The sequence below is a fragment of the Thermogemmata fonticola genome (assembly GCF_013694095.1).
GTDB lineage: Bacteria > Planctomycetota > Planctomycetia > Gemmatales > Gemmataceae > Thermogemmata > Thermogemmata fonticola.
On sequence record NZ_JACEFB010000006.1, the window covers coordinates 38,987 to 60,644 of the forward strand.

Sequence of the window (21,658 nt, forward strand, 5' to 3'; positions counted from 1 at the left end):
TCATCCTGGGATTATTCCATGGGTTTCAGGGAATCCATTCCACCCTGCAACAAAAGATTTCCTCACGAGAACGCTACCTATTTGATTTTCATGCTATCGACTGTCCAACTCCACCAGCTTCCGATCGGCTCAGTTTTCTGGCGGAAGTACGCTATCTTTCACAATATCCTCCTCGGTTTTCTATCCTGTCACCCGATCTGGCGGAGAGTTTGCGGGCGGCATTTGCTTCCCATCCGTGGGTTGCCGAGGTCAGAAGTGTAACGATTGCCTCCGCGTTACCGCGTCAGGTCCATGTGGATCTCCGCTTTCGCACTCCTGTGTTGCAAGTGACTTTGGTGCAAGGCCCACCGCGCTGGGTGGACGAGCAAGGAATACTTCTGCCTCCTTTGAACTCGTATCCGAGCGGAGGCATGCCGGGTGCGGTATTACGTACTCCCCGGCTGCCGCCAGATATTCCGGCTGGGCGGCAATGGGAAGACCCGATTGTACTACAGGCCTTAGCTTTGGTTCAGGCCTATCAGCCCCGGCAATTGGAGTACCGCCAGCAACACTGGGAACTGATCCTCGCAGATGGCCGAATCTTGCATGTGGCGGCTCGAACCTTGGATTGAGAAAGGAGTAGTGACCAGGCGGGGCGTTTACTAGTTCGCTCTTCACACCTTTCTCAATGCAAAACACCGCTCCACTCCGGGAAAGAGTGACAGCGGTGTTTCAACGGAACGCCGAGGCGTTGGTCAGAGTATTCACGGTTGAAAGGGTAAGCGGGTATTTCCTCCTCGGTCTAACTCGGCATCACTTGTCTTGCTTTTCGGGTCTAGAGGATTCCTTCTCGGTGGGTTTGGCCGGTGGCAGCGGAGGTACGGCCTTCCGATCGGAATCCACCTGATCGGCGCGTTCCTTTATAAGTTTTTCCAGGGCTTTCCGTAGCTGTTCGAGCTGTTCGCGATCCACCTGATCGGCGCGTTCCTTTATAAGTTTTTCTAGGGCTTTCCGTAGCTGTTCGCGATCCGCCTGATCCGCGGGGAGTGCCTTTTTGAGTTTTTCAACGGGTACAACTGGGGCTGCTGGCAGCGGAATAGCTTCCACCGCAGGGCCGATCTGAATTTGGATCACGCCTCCCGGTTGGGCAGGAAGCACCGCGGGAGGGACGGCAGGTTGAATTTGCACGGGTCTGGGCTGAATACGGTTAGGAATCGTCGTTCCCCCGGCACCGATCAGTTCGGGTGACGAAAGGATCAGGGTGTCGTCCTTGAATACTTTGAGGTAGGCCGGACTGATGGGTTGGCCCGCGGGAGCGATGAGGACCGTTTCACCTTTCTCCAGGCGTTTAGCGGCTTCCTCGACGCTAACTTTGCGGCCATCCACAGTGGTGATGGTAAGGTCCTTGACTTGGCCCAACTCGACAGTCTCATGGCGGCGAAGATTGCGGATAATGACAGCTCGGCCTGCTGCTCCGGGTTGGGCAGGGGCTATCGGTTGAGCTACCTCCACTTTTTCCTCCCGTGCTACCTGGACCATGACCTTGCCGTTCGCATCAGCCTTGAGGAACAGCAACACCGGCGCTGGGCCAGTCGGAGCGGGCGTCACATTAGGCGGGGGAGGAGGAACGGGCGCCGCGACACTCAACGCAACTCCTGCTAGGATACTGTACATGATTCTGCCTCCGAAAGTATATGAGCCTGCTGTATCCAACGCACGACCCCTCATTACAAACAAGACGATTGACACCGGAGGGGCTAACCCGGAACGCCTGCTCTATCCACTACCGATCATACCGGAGTTTGTAAGGAGCTGACAATAGACCCTATGTAACAATCTAGCGGCAAGTAACCCCCCGTATATCCACGAACGCAATTGGGCGAAGGAGCTGCGGTGGGATGGAGTAATGCTCTGCGCTCGGTTTTTGGTACGAAAGTTGTAGGATGTTCCGTGGGAAATTATGGCATCGTGCATGGAGATGGCATCGTACATGGAGGCAGTTTGAAGGGTGAGCGCTTGAGGAGTTGTCCCGCCAGTTCCATCCGCAACAAAGATCGGGCAGAATTAATCTGAATCTGAAAGTGGTTGGTGGAATTGCGATGTGCGGGAGTGACCAAGTCAGACCTGTGGAGTGGGTCAAAATGACCCATTCGTGGGTAACTAAAGAGAGGAATCCTCCATGTCCATTTGGGAAGGGGAACGATTTCGAGATCGTCGACAAGCTGGCCAATTGCTGGCCGAGCAGTTACGTGCGGTGCCATTGGTTCGTCCTGTGGTACTAGCAATTCCTCGCGGGGGTGTTGTCGTGGGAGCAGCCCTGGCGCAAGCCTTGGGAGCCGAGCTGGATGTTATTCTGTCCCGCAAACTGCGGGCGCCCTTTCAGCCGGAATATGCCCTAGGGGCCATCGCTGAGGATGGCAGTATCATCCTCAACCCCGATGCTCTGCATCTGATCCGTGACATCGAGGAATACCTAGAAGCAGAGAGGCAGTACCAATTGCAGGAAATTGCTGAGCGTCAGAAGTTGGTTCGGGCGATTCGTCCTGCCGCGGAGGTGGAGGGGCGTTCTGTCGTCATCACGGATGATGGTGTCGCCACAGGTTCCACCGCCTTGGCCGCTTTGCAAACTGTCCGGGCACGCCATCCCCGCGAATTGATCCTCGCTGTACCTGTAGGTCCTCCGGAACGGCTGCGGGCCTTGGCACGTCACTGTGACCGGATTGTTTATCTCCTCGCTCCGGAGGATTTTCAGGCAGTGGGCCAATACTATGTCCACTTCGAACCAGTGGACGATGCAGAAATGGTTCAAATCCTTCGTTCCGCCCAGCAGAACCACCGCTCCCAAAACATGACGGGCGATGTTGGATGATCAGTTCACCTGGCATTTCGTTCTCGGTTACGTGGGTTCAATGGGAATCTGATGGTAGTGCAAGGGATTCAGAAAGCCAAACACTAGTTGAGTGACTGCGTTTTTCACCATCTGCCTGAACTCTCGCGGATTCAAGCACTGCGCAAGGTTTGCGAAGCGGTTGAGTGCTGGCAGGGTAATGTTGCCACGCAGATCACGAAGTACAATGATAGCGTTATTGGGTGTTTCACAAGATAAGACGGTGGAGCACGAGAACGAAAAGGAGATGTAGCCATGCGTACACTTCTAGCCTTGGGCGGTAGTGCGGTCCTGCTATTGGGGATAGCATCTTGGGTTGAAGCAGTGCAAGGGGGGAAGACCTATGACTTGCGCGGTCCCGCTCCCCGCAAAGGCCTAACTTTAGAGACCAACACCACCCTGAGAATCAAAGACGCGGATACCACGTTGAAAGTCATGGGGCAGTCTTTGAAGATGAAAATGTCGATGACGATGGTCAGCGAAGAAGAGCAGAAAGTTCTGGAAGTTCAGGGGCGTGAAGTGACTAAGTCCCAGGCTCATATTCGCAAGGAGCGGGCCATCATCAAGTCCGATTTTGGCGGAGGCATGGAAGTCACTCAGCCGACCGAGTTGGAAGGCCAAACGGTTATCAGTGAATTGGTGGGCAAGGGAAAATGGAAACACCGGCTGGTGGACGCCCAACCGACCGAAAAACAAAAGAAGGAGTTGGATAATCGGATTGGCCTCGAAAACGACGATGATTTGTATCCGGCGGAGAAAGTGGCGGTAGGACATGAATGGGAAGTCCCAGCCGAGGCCCTGCGGAAACTCTTCGGGAACGCGATCGTCAATGTAAGCGGAAAAGTGAAACAGAAGTTCGTCAAAGTGGAGACGGTCGATGGCGAAGAGTGCGCCGTGATCGAATCCCAAGGTAAGATCCGAGGTAAGATGAAAAACGAGGACGGCGAACCCACAATCGATGTGGAAATGGAAATGCGAGGGAGAGCTTGGCGTTCGCTCCGCACAGGTGTGGAAATCAAAGGCGAATTCAGCGGCAAGATCACCCTTGCCGGCACGCAGAAAGTGGACGACGCGGAAGTGGAAATCGCAATGAGCGGCCCATTCAGCGGGGAATCGCGTACTAAGGTATTCCGCGCGGAGTGATCGTTACATTCGGGGCTTCTCTTTTCCCTCCGTTGGTACGAATGGGGGGAGGGATGGGTCAAGGTAGCTGTTCGCTTTCCCAGCAGAGTTGGGAACACGCAGGACTCGCATCGCAGCCAGAGTGCGGACCACGGTTTGTAACCGCACGGTTATATTGCTGATATGACCACTCCTGCTAGCTTGACGTGCCCTTATTGCGGCTATCGCTGGGAACATCCCGGTGCACGGCCCGTGACGCCGGAAGACTGGCGTGCTGCGTGTCCCTCCTGTCGGATGGCTAACGAGAGTACTCGCCAACCCCCTGAAGAGGCCCGGCAGCCGGCTTCAGGCACTGGGGTTGTTCCGTCCCAACTGGTTCCAGGCCAAGTGGTCGCCGGCTTTGAAATCTTGGAGGAGATCAACCGGGGTGGGATGGGAGTTATTTACAAAGCGCGGCAATTGGCCATGAATCGCCTCGTGGCCCTGAAAGCCATCAATGCCGCCAAGCTGCACCAGCCTACCGTCCGCGCCCGCTTCGAGTTGGAAGTCAAAGCCGCTGCTCTGCTTAATCATGTCAACATCGTAACAGTCTATCAGGCGGACCTCGATGGCCCCTTTCCCTACCTAGCTATGGAGTATGTGCCGGGGATTGATCTGCTCCGGTTGGTCCGGCAACAAGGCCCTGTGCCTGTGCTCGACGCGGTATATTACATCCGCCAGGCCGCGGAAGGATTGCAGCATGCCCACGAGCGTGGATTGATCCACCGGGACATCAAACCGAGCAATCTCATGGTCACTCCGGCACCCCTAGGTGCCCCGGAGTTGAAGGGACGCTTACCCCGTGTCAAAATTCTGGACATGGGTTTAGCACGAGTGGTAGCGCCGGATGGAACCGACTCCGAAGCCGGCATCTCTCAACCGGGGGTATTTCTGGGAACGCCTGACTATGTCTCCCCCGAGCAAGCTGAGGATGCTCAGCAGGCCGATATTCGGTCCGATATTTTCAGTTTGGGGGCGACTTTTTATTTCCTTCTCACAGGGAAAGTTCCTTATCCCGGTCGCACCTTAGTGGAGAAAGTCCGCAAAGCCTTAAGCGGTCCGCCCTCGCCACGCTCCCTACGTCCCGAGGTTCCTCCGGTCGTAGATGTGGTCGTGCGGAAAATGCTGGCCCCAGAACCACGCCGCCGGTACCAAACCCCCGCGGAATTGGCTGCCGCTTTAGACCGGATCTTGCGTGGAGAAAAGGTCCAGGTAGAAGAGACACCGGAGGTCTTCGCCGTTTCGCCTCTGCTTGCCGAAGTGGTGGCCCATAAGGGAGCCATCCGGGCCTTGGCCTTCCACCCGGATCGGAAAACGCTCCTGAGTGTCGGAGATGACGGTGCATTGACTTTCTGGGATTCGGTGACGCTGACAGCGCGGCAGACCTTCCAGGGTGATTTCGGGGTCGTGGAACAGATCGCTATCGCTCCCAACGGCCGGTGGGCCGCCACCTGTGCCATTCGCTTGACACCCGAAGAAATCGGAGTGCAGCTCTGGGATTTGCAAAGTGGTCAGGCACGCCGCCGTCTCCGAGGACCGACGGATAATGTCCTGTCGCTGGCTATTTCACCCGATGCAACAACAATCGCCGCTGGAACACATGATGGATTCCTCTGGGTTTGGTCCGTCGATCCCAAAGGACCGCAAACTTACTGCTTGCGCGGCCACGAAGGCCCAGTAACAGGGCTATGCTTTGTCGGGGTGGACTCGCTTCTCTCTGTAGGACATGACGGTACCTTACGCCAATGGGACCTCACGACAGGTCAACTCAAAGCGAGCAAAGCAATCGAAGCGGGTCCTCTGCGTGCTCTGGCCTTTGCCCGCAAACGCGTGGCCTTGGCGGGAGACCAACTGGTCCTGCGCCGTCCCGACAAAACTTTCATCCATCTTCCGGGACATACTCCTCCTGTTCTCAATGTCGTACTCAGCGATGATGGCAAGGTTCTCCTGAGTGCGGGACATGACGACACTGTGCGTGTATGGAGCACCGATGAAGGTACGGAAGCGGCATGTTACCCTGGCCACACCGGACCGGTGCGTGCGATTGCCCTTGCCCCTGATCGTTCTGCTGCCTTCAGTGGGGATGCCGCTGGGCGGCTTCGCCGTTGGCGCCTGCCTATCATCTAGCACCCCCAAGGGATGGACTTCACGTCGCTTCCATTTTTCCTTACTCAACCGCGCCCCGCAAATATCCCTGCACGAGGAGCCGTGATTACTCCAGCAGCCTTCCTTGAGAGAACGTTGACAGTTATCAGTTCTTGTTCCTGTTCTCGTTGATTATTACTGATAATGTATGCACAATTGCAGTTCGAATCTAATGTGATACCCTTGTGGGACAAAGGCTTTGATCAGTCCGGCCAGCTCCAGGGTTCTGCTCCAGCTCGACTCGCAAGTGCTGGCAAATAAGCCTCTGCCGTGTAAGGCAGGAACCGTACCGACCCGTCTGCTGCGGTAAAATTAGCTCCCCCGCTGTGCAAGCTCCAAAAGTGGAACATATGGCAAGGATTGTCGAGTTGATCTGCCCGAAAGTGGTAAGGTCCTGGTGGACAAGGGTAACGCATGCCTAACGCGTTCAACTCCCGGACCCCTAAGATCATCTCTGCGGACCCCGTTTTGTTCTGTCCCCATCCGCGATACCACCACCCAAAGCGAAAATCAAAAGAAGGCGGACGCTCCCCCACCAAGATCGTATTGTTCAAACCATCTCGAATGTCTCCAAAGCATAGTTGTAAGTCGCTAAAAAGAGTTCCATCTGGATTCAAATGATCTTGCCCGATCACACCTAAATAACTGGTAAAGGCGTATTGATAATTCCCCATGGTTACCGCCTGTTGAACGCGGGGATCACTGGGACAAACATAGACGCGAATGACTGTGGCCAAAATCGGCAGATGGGCAGGATGGCCATAAAAGTTGTCAGGATGAGGGTCGGTAGCAAAAGCTTGTTCAATCTGACGCCAGAGCGGCTCTTGTTCGATGTATGGTAGAATACGCCTTGTCCATCCCAGATAACGATAGCGATTACCGTCTACCCTCATACTATGACCAGAGGCGTATCCATGTGGGAGAAAAAGGTTGTGGGCTAATGATCAGGCCAGTACCGTCCCAGATAGCCAGTAAATCTGCTAGTGGTAGGCGTTGTTTTTCGAGTGGGGGGTCCACAATCCAAGCGTGATTGCCATCGACGCCTAGGAACAGCAGCCAATGCGCATAAGGACTACCGGGGCCAGGACGTTTGACGTGCAAGATCATCGGATGCTGAGAGGCACGCAAGCTCGAAATCGATAGACCCTCCATGGGGATGGCGTAAGCCCCATGATCTTCAACGAGCAGCTTGAGTTGCTCCATAGTACTACCTTCCCAGGAAGATATGTATTTCTGATCGAGAAATTTTTCAAAATCTACAGGAATATTATAGCTGTTGAGAGTGATATAAACACAATACAGACCGCAATATGGGCCGGAGGCCTGAGTCAAAAAGTTATCATCTGCCCTGGCTATTGTTGAGGGTGTGACTGCCAGTAACGTTACAGTTACGAAGCCAAGGAAGCTAGAAAAAGAGGTCTTACTTGGCAAAATATGTTTACTTTGGAAGGCAATTGCACGAGTATGTATACCAGCGGCGCCAGTCATGATCATAGGTCCTTGCACATTAGGTATTTCCTCGGCGACGGCGGTAGAGGATAGCAGCGAGGGTCAGGGTCAGGACAAGAAAGATGAGGATAACGACGAGTCCTCGGCTCCAAAGACTTCCTCCTTCAAAATGAGCACCCGTTAGTTTTTCCAGAACCCCCTGGGGAACCTTTTTGACGATTTGCCCATCACGCCAGATGTACTCAATACCCTCCAGTGTTTTCATAGAGTCGGTATCTTTGTCGTATCTGAAGATAGAGATAGGTGTATCATTTGGTATATCAATCTTGATGGGGATATTATGATTGAGACTGATATTTTCTATCTTATAGTGAGTTTCCTCAAGAACACGCTGTCCGTTATTATGATATCTTTCTAATTTACTGTGTATACTAGTAAATGTCAATTTTCCATCAACAATCTTGAATTCATCATAGTTAATCAACTCCGTCTCGTAGTTTAAGGAGGATTCGGGGTAGTCAGGATTGTCTTTCCATGACATCATGAATATGGGAGTATTAGGCTTATACCAGTGATGCTGCTTTGAAATACGATTAATACTTTTTATCAAATATCTATTATTATGCAATATTATGTTTATCTTATATTCTCCATAATTGTCGTTATGTAATATGTTTATATCCTTAATTTTCATATTGACATTCTGAATTATTTTGTCAATATGTTTATATATTACCTCGCAAAGTGAGTTCGTTTCATACAAGTTAGGTATATATCCATAGATACATGCATAGTTGCTTAACAATAAATTCTTTCTGAGTTCCCATGAAGAATATGTGGTGTTTTGTTCTTTATCTGTACCAGAAAATTCCGTTCTTTTTATGATCACTTTTTTATCATCTCCTAGTATCTCCACATGTTCTTTGAGATTAATCTTTTTCCCTTCAAAATATCTTTGACCAATTGTTTCCTCATTTATCTGATATCTTGGATACCTTACGTTTAAGGTACATCGACTGTGAGCCGTGGGAACATGGCGTTCTGGCCATCTTGGTGTATCAAAATACATCTTCGTAACTACAGAGTAGTGCGCATTTTTATAAATCTCAAATGGCTCACATATTATATTTAAAAAATTAGATTTTTCACTAGAATAAATATATGTATCATAATATTGGTATATATTAGTTTTTATAGATATTAGAATTGTTAATACCGACAAAATTATAAGTTTATACATATTATATTCCTCTAACTGCTAGGTGCATTGTTTACTAAGGAATAACTGGATTGCATTTCTCATAACTTAACCTATCTTGTCTTTTATGTTTGCATGTTCCCTTAGGAGACTGGCATGCAGATCCTCCATTCTCTGCATCGCATAGTAACGTTAACTTGATTCCTGGATTTGGTTTTGCACATGCTCTGTAGCTCAATGTACATGCTACTCCTTCTTTTGCTGGTTCACAAGGTGCCGTTACGAGGCCTGAAGTGTTACAATTGGGCAGAACTGGGACGGGATCTGCCTCGCTGCCGATAAGGCGTTTGAGGCACGGCTCACCGACCACCTTCGGGCCAGCATCGTACAAAGCTAACAGCACAACCCCACTCGCTAACACGATTTGACCAGCTTTGCTGAACATAGGCACTCCCCCTGGGCTGATGTGTAGTAGTATCTCTTTGGCCCCTTTTCCGTTTCCCCCTTACTTATTCGCCCCGTGCCCTGCTCCCCACCAATCTACAGAATCAGGGGGAATCAGGGGGAATCAGGGGAAATCAGGGGGAATCAGGGGGAATCAGGGGGAATCAGGGGGAATCAGGGACTTCCGCTACAACATACCAAATCGAATTGGAACCTGTCAATCCCAAAATGAAATTTTTTACGACTCTGTTGCACGTAGTGGTAGCTCGATAATCTCCCCAACAATCAGAGGATAGCACGATCGAAACATGGAATTTGAGTGAACGCTATGCGTGTGGGAGCGGTGTTCCGGTGATCGTGAATGGAGGCGAAATGAAGGGCGTGAGGGCCACACTGCGTGTTGACCACGTCGAGGGTATGGGAGAGGGCAATGGACCTTCGATTGTCATCGAATAGAGAGGGGGTTGTGCAATCGGCGGATCGCAGCTCCGTCAGGAGGACGCCGACGTGGAAAGGAGCGAACCCTTGAGGGCGTGCCTGCCAAAGCTGGTTGACAGCTCGGAGAATGGCGGGAGTATCCTGGGCATGTGGGATGCGGCAGGCCCAACTCCAGCGGCGGCGGCTGACGGGACGTTTTGAGTCCAGGAAAGTGAGATGGATGCTGACACAGCCTGCACAGTAGCCTTCCTTGCGAAGACGAGCGGCCGCTTTGTGGGTGAGACGCGTCAGGACGCCATAAGCGTCGCTGTCGTTGCGCAGGGGCGGTGGCAAAACGTGGGAGTGGCCCAGACTCCGGCGGGCCGTGGAGAGGTCTTCATCCTCACCCCCGTGGAGGAGGCGGTGCCAACGCTCGCCTATTTTTTTGCTTTTCCAGACGGCACTCAGTGTGGCAAGAGGAGCGGCACAAAGCTGGCGGACGGAGGTAATGCCGAACGAGTGCAAACGGCGCAGCATGCGCGGCCCGATACCGGGAAAATCCGTCAACTGCAGGGAGTGTAAGGCATGGGGCAGGTCGGCGGCGGTGAGCAGAGTCAAGCCATCGGGCTTGCGCATGTCAGCAGCTACTTTGGCCAGCAGCGTGTTGGGGGCGATACCAATCGAGCAAGTCAGACATTCGCCTACGCGAGTGCGGATGGCCTGCTTGATGGCGTTAGCTAGGGCAAGTGCCTGTTGAGGGGACCGTTCGTTGAGACCGAGAGAGCAAGTCATTTCGTCGATGGATAGCACTTTTTCTATGGGAAGCACCGTCTCGACAGCGTCTAGGATACGCTGATGAAAGAGGACATAGCGGCGGTGGCGTGCCAAGCGGAAAACCAGAGAAGGGCAAAGCTGCCGCGCTTGCCATACGGGAGTGCCCGTGCGGACACCATAGCGCTTGGCTTCATAACTGGCCGCGATGCAGCAGGTGGTGGGGGCATCGGTCGGAATGACGGCGACGGGCCGGCCCCGCAAGGTGGGATCGTCCTGTTGCTCGATGCTGGCGAAAAAGGCATTCATGTCAATGAAAAGCTTGCGGAGAGTCATGGCGATGGCCTTTCCAGTAGGATAATGGACTATAATCCACAATGAACTTATGACACTATGAACAACAGCACAATGTCGGTAGGCGTGACAGGGGGGCGGAGGGGTGCAGGAAGGTGAAATAGTAGCGGTTTGGTGAGTCATGCAGTTGTCTTGACTACGGATCATGCGGTCTCTAGATCAAGCAGGGAGAAGCCTCGATCAGGTCGAGGTTGTTTTTTACCGGGGCTTGTGAAAAGATTCACAAAGATAAGCCGAGGTAACCAGGGGATACGGTTGTGGTGATCCCAGTGCAGACACCGGCAGGCCTGGAACCGGCATTTGATCTGTCGGCTTACTATCCCATACTGCTGTATGCGGTGGTGGTGTTGCTTTTCGCTGCGGGGACATTAGCGGCCTCGCATTTGTTTCCCCTCAAGCCGCGCAAGCCCACCGGGATCAAGCGGATGCCTTACGAATCCGGCATGGATCCTGTAGGGACAGCCCGCTTGCAATTCGACGTCAAGTATGCCATGGTTGCCATCATGTTTGTGATCTTTGACGTCGAGTTGCTGTTCTTGTATCCCTGGGCCGTGGTGGCGTTCGGAGAGGAAAGCTCGGCTTCCTGGCGCGCGGCGTTTGGGTCAACGGCTCTGGCTGCCGTGGCAGTGTTTCTGGCGGTGCTGGCTTTGGCCTATTACTACGAATGGCGCAAGGGGGCTTTCACATGGCGCTGACAAGTTGGCTACCCGATGTCCTGGTGAGCCGGATCGATTATCTGGCCAGTTTATTGCGGAAACACAGTCTCTGGCCGATGCCATTTGCCACAGCATGTTGTGGTATCGAATTGATGGCCACGGCGAGCAGCCGTTATGACATCGCGCGGTTCGGCAGCGAAGCGATGCGGTTTTCTCCCCGACAATGTGATGTCATGATCGTGGCCGGACGGGTCGTGATGAAGATGGTCCCAGTCATGCAACGCATCTGGCTGCAAATGCCGGAACCGAAGTGGTGTATCAGCATGGGTGCCTGTGCCAGTTCGGGAGGAGTGTTCGACACCTATGCGACGGTTCAGGGGATTGATCGCTTTATCCCTGTGGATGTGTACATTCCGGGTTGTCCGCCACGGCCGGAACAGCTAATTCGAGCCATTCTCGATTTGCAGGAAAAGATTCAAAAAACAGGTACCATTGATGGGCGGGAGTTCACCCACCGCGAAAGCTATGAGGGACCGACGGCCTTGGCATGCGAGTTGGCAGCAGAAAAGACTATTGTAGCTCCGGGAGACTATCGAACGGCTAGCCGATTGCGAGTGCCACTGAACTGAATGGATACTACAGTCCCCTGAGGCATGCCGGCAGGCAGACACCGCTAGTTTGTATTCTCCGGAGAGACGATCACAGGAGCCACCGCCGTGCCTGTCAATTTCGATGCCTTGCGACACCGTTTCGGGGAGGTATTTACCACCAGTCAGTTCCGGGACAATCGCCGATTGATCCTTCCTGCTGTCCATGCGCCGCACGTGTTGCTTCCGTTGCTCCAGTGTTTGAAAGAAGAGTATGGCTTCGACATGCTCGCCGAGTTGGGGGGGATTGACTATTTGGGTTATCCCCAAGCGCAAGACCGCTACGCCGTTGTTTATGGTTTGACAAATACGCAGACAGGTGAACGTTTGTTTGTAAAAGCCTATGCCAATGATCCCCAACCGGAATTGCCCTCTGTGACAGGATTGTGGCGTGGTGCTAATTGGCTGGAACGTGAAGTGTATGACATGTATGGGATTCGCTTTATTGGGCATCCGGATCTGCGTCGGATCCTGATGCCGGATGGATTTGAAGATCATCCGCTGCGCAAGGACTATCCGCTTCGAGGTTATGGAGAACGGCACAACTTTTCACCCGTGAGTCGGGCCGAGAGTTGAAACGCGCTCTTCAGACCTTCGATTCCAAGCAGCCACAGTTCTGAGTGGGGAATACGACGATGCCATTGACCGCTATAACTCCAGCCGATGAAGACCTAATCGGTGCGGATCGCGAGTATTTGTACACTCTCAATTTCGGGCCGCAGCACCCTGCGACCCACACCACATTACGCCTAATACTGACCTTGGATGGAGAGACGGTCGTTAAAGCTGTGCCAGATATCGGTTACCTCCATTCTGGATTCGAGAAGCTTGGTGAAGACCTGGATTATAATCAATATATCACCATTGTCGATAGAATGAATTATATATCTCCAGTAGCGAATGAAATTGCTTGGCATCATACAGTGGAAAAACTTCTCGGCATCGAAATTACTCCCCGCTGCAAGTATATTCGGACAATATTGGCGGAGTTGGCGCGGATATCGGATCATTTGTTATGTATTGGAGCTGCCGCTTTGGATCTTGGTGCCCTCACAGCCTTTCTGTATGCATTCAATCAACGTGAGGCGATTTACAATATTATTGAGACGGCCAGCGGCCAGCGCTTCCATCCGAGCTTCACGCGTGTGGGTGGATTGGCCGCGGATGTCGGCGACGAATGGATTGCCCAAGTTCGACAGTTTGTTCGTACATTCCCTAAGGCTCACGCTGACATTAGTCGGTTGCTGAACCGCAATCGCATTTTTCTGGATCGCACCCGTGGCATCGGAGTGCTCACGAAAGAAGAGGCTATCAACTTCAGTTGTTCTGGTCCGGTGGCGCGTGCTTCTGGAGTTGTGCGAGATTTACGCAAAGACGAACCATACCTGGCATATGATGAGCTTAATGGTTCTTTCAAAGTTATTTGTGCTAAGGAAGGTGATTGTTATGCGCGCTATCTTGTGCGTATGGAAGAGATGATAGAATCCCTCCATATTATTGAGGCGGCAATTGAGAACATGCCGAGTGGTCCGGTTAATGTAGATGTCAACGAAAAGATGACAATCCCAGATAAGACTGCTGTTTATCGCAGTATTGAAGGATTGATTCAACATTTTGAGTTATTCATGTGGAATCGGAGATGGGAGACACCGGTAGAGGAAGTCTATGGTGCTAATGAGACAGCGAATGGTGAGCTGGGTTTCTACATTGTGGCTGACGGCAGCGGTCGCCCCTGGCGTGCTCGGACCCGGCCGCCCTCTTTCATCCATTTTGCCATTTTCCCCCACCTAATCGAAGGACATCTGATCTCAGATGTGCCCGCCGTCCTGGGTAGCTTAAACATAATTGCTGCAGAGTTAGATCGTTAGTTTTTTGCCTTCCATTACTCTTGTGGGATGATAGGAAATAGCCAGCAGGAGATATATATGACAATCCTGACACAAGAGTTGAGAGACAAGATACTATCTTATGTCCCTAAATATCCGAACAAGCGGGCTGTGACATTGCCAGCGCTACATATTGTTCATGATGCTCTCCGTCATGTTCCTCATGAAGCGATAGTGGAGATCGCAGAACTACTGGAGCTACACCCGTCCGAAGTATATGACACGATGACTTTCTACGAATTTTTCAAAGGTGAAGGAGAGCGATTAGGAAAGACCCGTTTGTGGATATGTCGGGGCTTGGCATGTATGCTACGTGGAGCTTACGAACTGATTGAGCAGGCTGAACAATACTTGGGTATTCGATGCGGCCAAACAACCCCGGATGGCCAAGTAACATTGGAATTTGCAGAATGTATAGGTGCTTGCGATGGTGCTCCCGCTTGCTTGCGAAATGATGTACACGTAATGAACATGAATGTAGAAAAATTGAATAATTTATTGAGAGAATTGAAAAATTTGTAGCCATATTAGTGCATTTGGAATACTCTATCATAAAGTTAGTCATAGCTATGGTTTCTACTATGAATTATGAGCCTGTATTATTGGCCCGCATCAACAAGCCTCGAAGCCAACAATTGGAAGGGTACCGCCAGGACGGCGGTTACGAGACATTCGCTCGGGTGTTGCGCGAGATGAAGCCAGAGGAGGTGGTAGCCCGAGTCAAGGAATCTGGCTTGCGCGGACGAGGCGGCGCTGGCTTTCCAACGGGTATCAAATGGGCCTTCTTGCCCAAAAACCATCCCGGTCCTGTCTACTTGGCAGTCAACGCTGATGAATCTGAACCATGTACATACAACAATCGCATTCTCATGGAAAAGGATCCACATCAAGTGTTGGAAGGTGTATTAATTAGTAGCTATGCAATTCAAGCACGTGTTGCTTTTTTCTACATCAGATATGAATACGGAGATGCGTACAGGATTCTTCACGAATCCATAGATGAATTATACCAATCCGGTCTTTTGGGTCAAAATATTCTAAACAGTGGATATAGTTTGGATATTGTCTTGCATCGTGGTGCAGGGGCTTATATTTGCGGCGAGGAAACGGGATTGATCGAATCGCTGGAGGGAAAACGGGCTTGGCCTCGAATCAAGCCGCCATTTCCTGCTGTAGAGGGGGCGTTTCGTAAGCCGACGATTGTCAACAACGTTGAAACACTGGCCTGCGTGACGCAGATCATGCGGCGGGGGGTCGAGTGGTTTCGCTCCCTAGGAGTGCCACCGGATCCCAAGAATCCCCGTGACCTCGGTAGTTACGGACCGAAGCTCTATACGCTCGCAGGTCATGTGAATGAACCTAAGTGTGTGGAACTGCCTATGGGAGTTACTGTACGTGAACTGGTAGAAAGATATGGTGGCGGAGTGTGGAAAGGACGTAAGGCAAAAGCAGTTAATCCCGGTGGTATTTCTATGGGTTTTTTACGCTGTGATCTTCCATTGAAGAATGGCGAAGGTACAGAATACGACATTCCTTTGGACTTCAACGGTCCCGGCCGCGCCGGTTGCTTGGGATTGGGGACGGGGGCCGTCACTGTCATCGATGACCAAACGAGCATGATTGACGTCGTGCACAATGTCTGTCAGTTCTTCAGTCATGAGAGTTGTGGTCAATGTACACCCTGTCGGGAAGGGACGGGATGGATGCTGAAGATCATGGAACGGTTGCGTCGGGGCCGCGGCCGGCGAGAAGACTTGGATATTCTCTTGGATGTAGCCGAAAGAATTGGGATCATACCAGGGACGACGATCTGTGGCCTGGCGGATGGCGCTGGCTGGCCAGTCAAGACGGCGATCCGCAAGTTCCGGGATGAGTTCGAGGCAGCGATCCGAGAAGGAAAGGTGAGCCGGTATGTCCGTCCGCTGGAGGTCGTCGCCACGCATTGAAGTGGAAGGGCATCAGTAGCGACGGAAACAACGTCGCGGGAGGGCGCCATGAAACCCGGAGTGAAAGGGGCGTTGAATGTGGGGGGAGTTGTCCTGGGAGTGATGTTGATTTTGTCCGCTGGCTGTCACAAGTCCAAACCGAAGCCTCCCGACACTCCACCGCCGCCTGCGGTCTCAGCCCACAACGATTCCCAGGACGCCGCAGCGAAGAAGGCCGGATCAGGGGATGAAACACCAGGCGGTGGCCTCATTTACCCGGCAGGAGGTGTTGGAATTGTCACTCCCGGCGTGATTGGTGGCGGAGGTGGAGGTGCCATCCAGGCGGTCCGCAAAGCAGCGCGGCGCACCCAGGCTCGCAATGAATTGCATAACTTGGGCCTGCTCATCGAGCAGATGCGAGATCCATTCGGCAAAATGCCCACGCGCGAACAAATCCTCCAAGAGTTGCAGCGAAGTTATCCTCAGTTGTATCAGGCGATTCAGGAGGGGTCCTACATTCTCACGGGTACCACCGACGGCAGCGGTGTATGGGCCTACGAAGTGGAAGCCGACATCCGCCCTGGACTAGCAGTGATCGGTGGACGAGTGACCTCCATCAGCCCCGAGGAACTCGCCCGCTACCTGCGGCGCTGATAGGAGGGCATGCCATGATTCCAGTCCATTTGCGATGGGAGTACCGGGTGGGAATATGGATGATGGTAGTTCTGTTGTGTGGTACGACGAGCTGCCAGCGTAAAGTGCGGTTGACCGGCCCTTCTGCGGACGGCTCGATTGCAGAAACATCAAAAACAGGGAAGGGAAGTGGTGATGAGGAGGTGGGTCGATTATCCATATCCGAACCAGGGACTGGACCATCCTCTTTCAATTCGTCGAAAGGGCAAGAACAACAACCCAATTGGATCGGCGATCCACGCTATGTTCGGGAGAGGAATCCTGCTCGTGTCAAGGGAAGCGGTGGAACCGGAACAGGTCGGATGGAGCAACCAGCCGGAACAGCCGGAGCCACGACAGTTGGCGGCTCGCCGCCAGTAGCGCCAGCCTTGCCTACGGTTCCGGCCAATAACGACGCCGTTCGACCTGTGACGTCGGTAAGACCGGCTGTGACACAAGCGGATATGCAGGAGGTATGGATTTATATGGAGAATGCCTCGGCTGTGAGTGGTCGCTTGCCGCCTCCCGCTGAGGTGTACGCGGCCCTGGTTCAGACCCAAGCTAAGGCAGCCGAGTTGGTGCGCAGCGGTGCCATTATTTTGACGGGGGCGAAAAACCGCGAGAGTGTCTGGGCATTTGAAACCGCGGCCTTGCAGCACGGCGGCTGGGTGGCGGGGCCAAGTGGCGTGGAGAACGTGTCGGCATCTGAATTGAAACGCCGTCTGGTTCAGACACGTTAGCACTATCGGAGTATCGCCAAAAGTCCGAAGAGGCGCCTTGTAAATCATTCCCAAGGGACCGTAGCGATGCCTGTTTACGTCAATGACAAGCCAGTGGAGTTGGGTTCTGAACGATGGAACTGCATCCAAGCTGCACAAAGGGCAGGTGTTTTCATTCCCCATTATTGCTGGCATGAAGCACTGTCGGTTGTGGCATCTTGCCGTATGTGTCTGGTGGAGATCGGAGAGTGGAAAGATGGGAAAGTGGTGATGCAACCGAAGGTGGTGCCGGGCTGTCAAACACCTGTCAGAGACGGGATGGTAATTGTGACTGGGGAATATGAACGGCGGGATCCTTCCTGGCCGGCCTTGCCCTATGACAGCGCCTATTTGCAAGGCGGGCCGCCCGGCAGCCGGGCTAAAAAAGCCCAAGCCGACACCTTGGAGGGACTCCTGCTCAATCATCCGCTCGATTGCCCTGTATGCGACAAAGCGGGAGAATGCTTGCTGCAAGATTACAGTTTCCGTTACGGGCGTTCGACCTCCCGAATGGTGGATGCCAAAAATACACCGCCAAACAAACCCTATATCTCTAGCAAGATTACGTTGTTCACAGATCGCTGCATCATGTGTACGCGGTGCGTGCGATTTCTCCGGGAGATCAGCGGAACGGCGGAACTGTGTGTGACACGCCGTGGACATCATGAAGAAATCGATATCTTTCCCGGCCGTCCCCTGGAAAACAAATTGGCTGGCAATGTCGTAGATCTGTGTCCTGTAGGGGCTTTGGGAAGCAAAGACTTTTTGTACAAGCAGCGCGTGTGGTATTTGCAGAGTCGGGAAAGTGTCTGCTGCCGTTGTAGTACAGGTTGTAGTATCTATGTGGATTGCAACAAAGATATCGTCTATCGGCTGCGCCCGCGGTACAATCCCGAGGTGAACGGCCATTTTATGTGTGATGAAGGACGTTACGGCTATCACTTCAATCAATCCGCGGAGCGTATCCGCCGAGCGTGTCTGATCCGCCGGGCAGGAGAAGGAATCGAAGGAAGCAACGGTCGCAGTTGGTTGCAGTGGCCAGTGCTTTTGTCCTACCTCCGCCGGGAGTGGCAAAACTTGGCACATTCCCACGCCCGTGTAGCCGCCGTCCTCTCGCCATTTTTGACAGTGGAGGAGGCCTTTCTACTGGCAACTGCCTTGCGGTCCCTGGCTCCCCAAGTGCAACTGACCATGGGGCCGGTGCCCCTCATTGGTGAAGACGACGCCTATCCTAAGGATGTGCATGGTCGAGCCATGGAGCCGGCGAAATTCATCATACGTGCGGAAAAATGCCCCAATCGCGTTGGGGTGGCAGCAGTTCTCCGCCACTTCACAGGTCGAGTGACCCCGTTTTCAGAAGTGGTCGAACAGGAATGGGACGCTCTGTGGTTTGCAGGAGGATACCCGGATGCGGCGGTGATCGATGCTGCCCTCCCGGTCGAGTGGTCCCCCCCGCCCTTGCTTGTGGTGCAAGATCTATTCAACTCTCGCTTGGCCCAAGCCGCTCGTTACCTTCTGCCGGCGACGACCAGCTTTGAGAAAGAGGGGACTTACATCAACCATGCTGGAGTCGCCCAAACTTTTCGCCGGGCGGTACGCCCCCCCCTGGAGGGACGGAGCGAGTTGCAATTGGCTCACGATCTTCTGGGACGAACTGGCCTTGTTCAAGCAGACCAGGTGCGCCGGGAAGCCGCCCAAGCGATCCCCGCTTTAGCTCACTTGGGAATGGCAGAGCAGACACCCTATGGCCTGCGCGTAGAACTGCCAACAGTGTGACAAATACAGACCAGCCGGGGTAGTGAACGCTGGGCGTGAATGTAAGGTCGATCAGCACTGAATGGCAGTACGGATGAAATCGGCTTGTTCCTCCGCCTTCGTGAAGTGTGTGGGAAAACCAAGTTTGGGTATTAGGGGCGTTTCCCCGCCTTCTTGAAGGGTTGGAACCAAGTTTGCTCAATGGTGTGTGAACAGGATGGGTGACATATGCCTTTGTTTGATCCATCGACAACCGCGATGATCATTGTCGCTTTGATGGCCGGCGCGTTGGGTCTGGCCGGGTATCTGGTCTTGTCGGAACGCAAGATTGCCGCATGGATTCAGGATCGCCGAGGGCCAAATCGTGTTGGACCCGGAGGATTGTTCCAGCCGATCGCGGATGGTGCCAAGATGTTTCTCAAGGAAGAGGTGATCCCAGCTCATGTGGACAAAGTTTTTTACTTACTGGCCCCTATTGTCTCGGTCAGCACCGCTTTGCTGGCGTTGGCGGTGATCCCTTTTGGCCCCACCACGCCGCCACCAGCACCGGTACCTTTCACGGCTGACCATTCTGCGTTCGAGTTGCTGGATGAGTTTCAGCGCCGTCAAGCGGATTACCAGCAGTACACTTCCTATGTACTAGCTCCCGGATTGGATATCGGCCTGTTATATGTCTTTGCTTTGGGGTCGCTGGCAGTGTATGGGGTAATCCTCGCCGGGTGGAGTTCCAACAGCAAGTACTCATTGTTGGGTTGCCTGCGGGCCAGTGCCCAAATTGTCAGCTACGAGATTCCACTCGGTCTTGCCGTGTTGGGAGTTATCCTCATGGCAGGGTCGTTGAATTTGGAAACGATCATTGCTCGCCAGACGCAGCAGGGACCGTATTGGTTTGTTTTCTTTCAGCCTCTGGCGATGCTGCTGTTTCTAGTCAGTCTTTATGCCGAGGATAACCGCCTCCCCTTCGATTTGGCGGAAGCGGAACAGGAATTGGTGGGCGGTTACCACACGGAGTATTCTAGCATGAAGTTGGGGCTGATGCTATTAGCAGAGTATATCCATTTGGTGATCAGCAGTTTTTTGGTCACTGTAGTCTTTCTGGGGGGATGGAGCTTGTTCGGCTTGGAAGGCCTGTTGGGCGAGACGCCTTGGGCGGCTGTGGTCAAAGTCCTTGTCATTTGCGGCAAGATGCTGTTCCTCGTGTTGTTCGCCCAGGTGATCCGCTGGACGATTCCACGCTTCCGTTTCGATCAGTTGATGAATCTGGCCTGGAAGGTGCTGGTCCCGTTAGGGCTGTTGAATCTGGCATGCGTGATGATGGTCCTACAATGGCAACTCCCATGGATCACCTTGACAGTGGTCTCTGTCCTGCTGTTCGTAGCAACAGGATATTTGTCGGCCCGCTGGCAGGGTTCGGTGACTGTGCCACGGCGGAAAGTGGTGCCTTTGCCACCTGGCTTGCCACCGGGAGTCACCTTTGCACCCCAGCGGTAAAGGCTTGTCCTCAATGAAGCCGCGCAAAGGAACCGCCAGAGGGAGCCGCCGTCGATGAGAGACGTATTCCCTGAGAGGCCTTAGGCTATGCCCCATTGCTGAATCCGTAGTTCGATTCACGAAATGACGTTTCGATTCAGGAGTCACTTTCCATGCCAATCCCAGAAAACGAAGTACGTTGGGTGCAGGCTCCCACCTTAGGATTGTGGGAACAGTTGTATTTGCCGGCGGTGGTGGAAGGGTTAAAGACCACTGTGCGCCATTTGTTCGGACCCAAGGTGACGGAAGAGTACCCGGAGCAGGAACCGCAATTGCCGCCGAATTATCGCGGGGTGCATCGCCTGAATCGCGATGAAAAGGGCCGAGTCAAATGCGTGGCTTGTTACATGTGTGCCACGGCTTGCCCAGCTCATTGCATTGACATCGTGGCCGCTCCAGCACCGCCGGAATGGCAAAGTGATGGACGGGAAAAGTATCCGGAGACCTTCGTCATCGATGAATTGCGTTGCATCTATTGTGGCATGTGTGAGGAAGCCTGTCCTGTCGATGCTATCGAATTGACCACTCTATATGATCTGACCGGCTACACCCGCGAAGAGCTGATTTTCGACAAAGAGAAACTGCTTAGCGTGTATGATTACACGGTGCAAACAGGCACCGATCCCATACGGACTCGATCTGGTCGATTGGGGCCTGCCTCGGAGCCGGCAATCCCTGTTCCAGCGCCGTCATCTCCTTCTCCTCCCACTGTAGCACGTCTAACCGTTCATTCCCCCACAGTCTCCGATGTTTCCTCCGCCGACAGGACAAATCCCGACTCGGGAAGCGGAACAGAGCCTGGGCCATCGTCGGTTAATGTCAGCGCAATGAGCAAAAAGAGGGAAGGCCCTGAAGGCTGTGCCTGAAGGTTGCTTTGCTGCTGTAATATCCCGCACCGGATCGGACAATTCGCCAAACTCACTAACCCACCCGCGCTTCTCCTTCAGAGCTGTACGCAGGGGGGCTGCCGTTAGCAGGCGAAATGATATACCATCCGCGATCCCTTGTGAAAAAATGCACGAAG

General features: G+C 53.2%; 20 protein-coding genes. 15 read left to right on the plus strand and 5 right to left on the minus strand.

Going from position 1 to position 21,658, the window contains the following annotated elements; translation table 11 throughout:
• Nucleotides 1-293 precede the first annotated feature (293 nt).
• A complete protein-coding gene (locus H0921_RS09705; protein ID WP_194537878.1) occupies nucleotides 294-611 on the plus strand; it encodes a hypothetical protein in 318 nt (105 codons plus the stop codon).
• Nucleotides 612-792: 181 nt separating this feature from the next.
• On the opposite strand, the gene H0921_RS09710 is transcribed toward H0921_RS09705, so the two are convergent.
• Nucleotides 793-1,653: a hypothetical protein gene (locus H0921_RS09710; protein ID WP_194537879.1), complete on the minus strand. Its 861-nt coding sequence runs from the start codon at nucleotides 1,651-1,653 to the stop codon at nucleotides 793-795.
• A gap of 505 nt (nucleotides 1,654-2,158) precedes the next feature.
• Between H0921_RS09710 and H0921_RS09715 the strand changes: the two genes are divergently transcribed.
• From H0921_RS09715 to H0921_RS09725, 3 genes are all read left to right on the plus strand, one after another.
• Complete coding sequence (locus H0921_RS09715) at nucleotides 2,159-2,848, plus strand: phosphoribosyltransferase (protein WP_194537880.1); 690 nt, start codon at nucleotides 2,159-2,161, stop codon at nucleotides 2,846-2,848.
• Nucleotides 2,849-3,121: 273 nt separating this feature from the next.
• Complete coding sequence (locus tag H0921_RS09720) at nucleotides 3,122-4,009, plus strand: hypothetical protein (protein WP_194537881.1); 888 nt, start codon at nucleotides 3,122-3,124, stop codon at nucleotides 4,007-4,009.
• Between the two features lie 162 nt (nucleotides 4,010-4,171).
• A complete protein-coding gene (locus H0921_RS09725) occupies nucleotides 4,172-6,154 on the plus strand; it encodes a WD40 repeat domain-containing serine/threonine protein kinase (RefSeq protein ID WP_194537882.1) in 1,983 nt (660 codons plus the stop codon).
• Between the two features lie 221 nt (nucleotides 6,155-6,375).
• Here H0921_RS09725 and H0921_RS09730 read toward each other — a convergent pair whose 3' ends face one another.
• The 4 genes from H0921_RS09730 to H0921_RS09745 all read right to left on the minus strand — a co-directional run bounded on the left by H0921_RS09730 (nucleotide 6,376) and on the right by H0921_RS09745 (nucleotide 10,787).
• The gene (locus tag H0921_RS09730; protein ID WP_194537883.1) at nucleotides 6,376-7,065 is read right to left on the minus strand and encodes a DUF1559 family PulG-like putative transporter; all 690 of its coding nucleotides are present in this window, start codon (nucleotides 7,063-7,065) and stop codon (nucleotides 6,376-6,378) included.
• A gap of 1 nt (nucleotide 7,066) precedes the next feature.
• Complete coding sequence (locus tag H0921_RS09735) at nucleotides 7,067-7,660, minus strand: cysteine peptidase family C39 domain-containing protein (protein WP_194537884.1); 594 nt, start codon at nucleotides 7,658-7,660, stop codon at nucleotides 7,067-7,069.
• Between the two features lie 19 nt (nucleotides 7,661-7,679).
• Nucleotides 7,680-8,861, minus strand: coding sequence for a hypothetical protein (locus tag H0921_RS09740; protein WP_194537885.1), 1,182 nt, complete (start codon nucleotides 8,859-8,861; stop codon nucleotides 7,680-7,682).
• Between the two features lie 687 nt (nucleotides 8,862-9,548).
• Nucleotides 9,549-10,787, minus strand: coding sequence for a DNA polymerase Y family protein (locus H0921_RS09745; RefSeq protein WP_194537886.1), 1,239 nt, complete (start codon nucleotides 10,785-10,787; stop codon nucleotides 9,549-9,551).
• 275 nt (nucleotides 10,788-11,062) lie between these two features.
• Between H0921_RS09745 and H0921_RS09750 the strand changes: the two genes are divergently transcribed.
• The 11 genes from H0921_RS09750 (at nucleotide 11,063) to H0921_RS09800 (ending at nucleotide 21,500) form a co-directional block, all read left to right on the plus strand.
• Nucleotides 11,063-11,500, plus strand: coding sequence for an NADH-quinone oxidoreductase subunit A (locus tag H0921_RS09750; protein ID WP_315851872.1), 438 nt, complete (start codon nucleotides 11,063-11,065; stop codon nucleotides 11,498-11,500).
• The gene (locus H0921_RS09755; RefSeq protein ID WP_194537887.1) at nucleotides 11,491-12,090 is read left to right on the plus strand and encodes an NADH-quinone oxidoreductase subunit B; all 600 of its coding nucleotides are present in this window, start codon (nucleotides 11,491-11,493) and stop codon (nucleotides 12,088-12,090) included. The genes H0921_RS09750 and H0921_RS09755 overlap by 10 nt, the downstream gene beginning before the upstream one ends.
• Nucleotides 12,091-12,177: 87 nt before the next feature.
• Nucleotides 12,178-12,684, plus strand: coding sequence for an NADH-quinone oxidoreductase subunit C (locus H0921_RS09760; RefSeq protein ID WP_194537888.1), 507 nt, complete (start codon nucleotides 12,178-12,180; stop codon nucleotides 12,682-12,684).
• A 59-nt stretch (nucleotides 12,685-12,743) separates the two neighbouring features.
• The gene (gene nuoD, locus H0921_RS09765) at nucleotides 12,744-13,976 is read left to right on the plus strand and encodes an NADH dehydrogenase (quinone) subunit D (RefSeq protein WP_194537889.1); all 1,233 of its coding nucleotides are present in this window, start codon (nucleotides 12,744-12,746) and stop codon (nucleotides 13,974-13,976) included.
• Nucleotides 13,977-14,033: 57 nt separating this feature from the next.
• The gene (locus tag H0921_RS09770; protein ID WP_194537890.1) at nucleotides 14,034-14,516 is read left to right on the plus strand and encodes an NADH-quinone oxidoreductase subunit NuoE family protein; all 483 of its coding nucleotides are present in this window, start codon (nucleotides 14,034-14,036) and stop codon (nucleotides 14,514-14,516) included.
• A gap of 59 nt (nucleotides 14,517-14,575) precedes the next feature.
• On the plus strand, nucleotides 14,576-15,940 hold the full coding sequence (gene nuoF, locus H0921_RS09775) for an NADH-quinone oxidoreductase subunit NuoF (RefSeq protein ID WP_194537891.1): 1,365 nt from the start codon (nucleotides 14,576-14,578) through the stop codon (nucleotides 15,938-15,940).
• Between the two features lie 48 nt (nucleotides 15,941-15,988).
• Nucleotides 15,989-16,573, plus strand: coding sequence for a hypothetical protein (locus tag H0921_RS09780; protein ID WP_194537892.1), 585 nt, complete (start codon nucleotides 15,989-15,991; stop codon nucleotides 16,571-16,573).
• A 341-nt stretch (nucleotides 16,574-16,914) separates the two neighbouring features.
• On the plus strand, nucleotides 16,915-17,331 hold the full coding sequence (locus tag H0921_RS09785; RefSeq protein WP_194537893.1) for a hypothetical protein: 417 nt from the start codon (nucleotides 16,915-16,917) through the stop codon (nucleotides 17,329-17,331).
• Nucleotides 17,332-17,397: 66 nt separating this feature from the next.
• Complete coding sequence (locus H0921_RS09790; protein WP_194537894.1) at nucleotides 17,398-19,125, plus strand: molybdopterin-dependent oxidoreductase; 1,728 nt, start codon at nucleotides 17,398-17,400, stop codon at nucleotides 19,123-19,125.
• A 207-nt stretch (nucleotides 19,126-19,332) separates the two neighbouring features.
• Nucleotides 19,333-20,595: an NADH-quinone oxidoreductase subunit NuoH gene (nuoH, locus tag H0921_RS09795; RefSeq protein ID WP_194537895.1), complete on the plus strand. Its 1,263-nt coding sequence runs from the start codon at nucleotides 19,333-19,335 to the stop codon at nucleotides 20,593-20,595.
• A 152-nt stretch (nucleotides 20,596-20,747) separates the two neighbouring features.
• The gene (locus H0921_RS09800; protein ID WP_194537896.1) at nucleotides 20,748-21,500 is read left to right on the plus strand and encodes a NuoI/complex I 23 kDa subunit family protein; all 753 of its coding nucleotides are present in this window, start codon (nucleotides 20,748-20,750) and stop codon (nucleotides 21,498-21,500) included.
• Nucleotides 21,501-21,658: the final 158 nt, after the last annotated feature.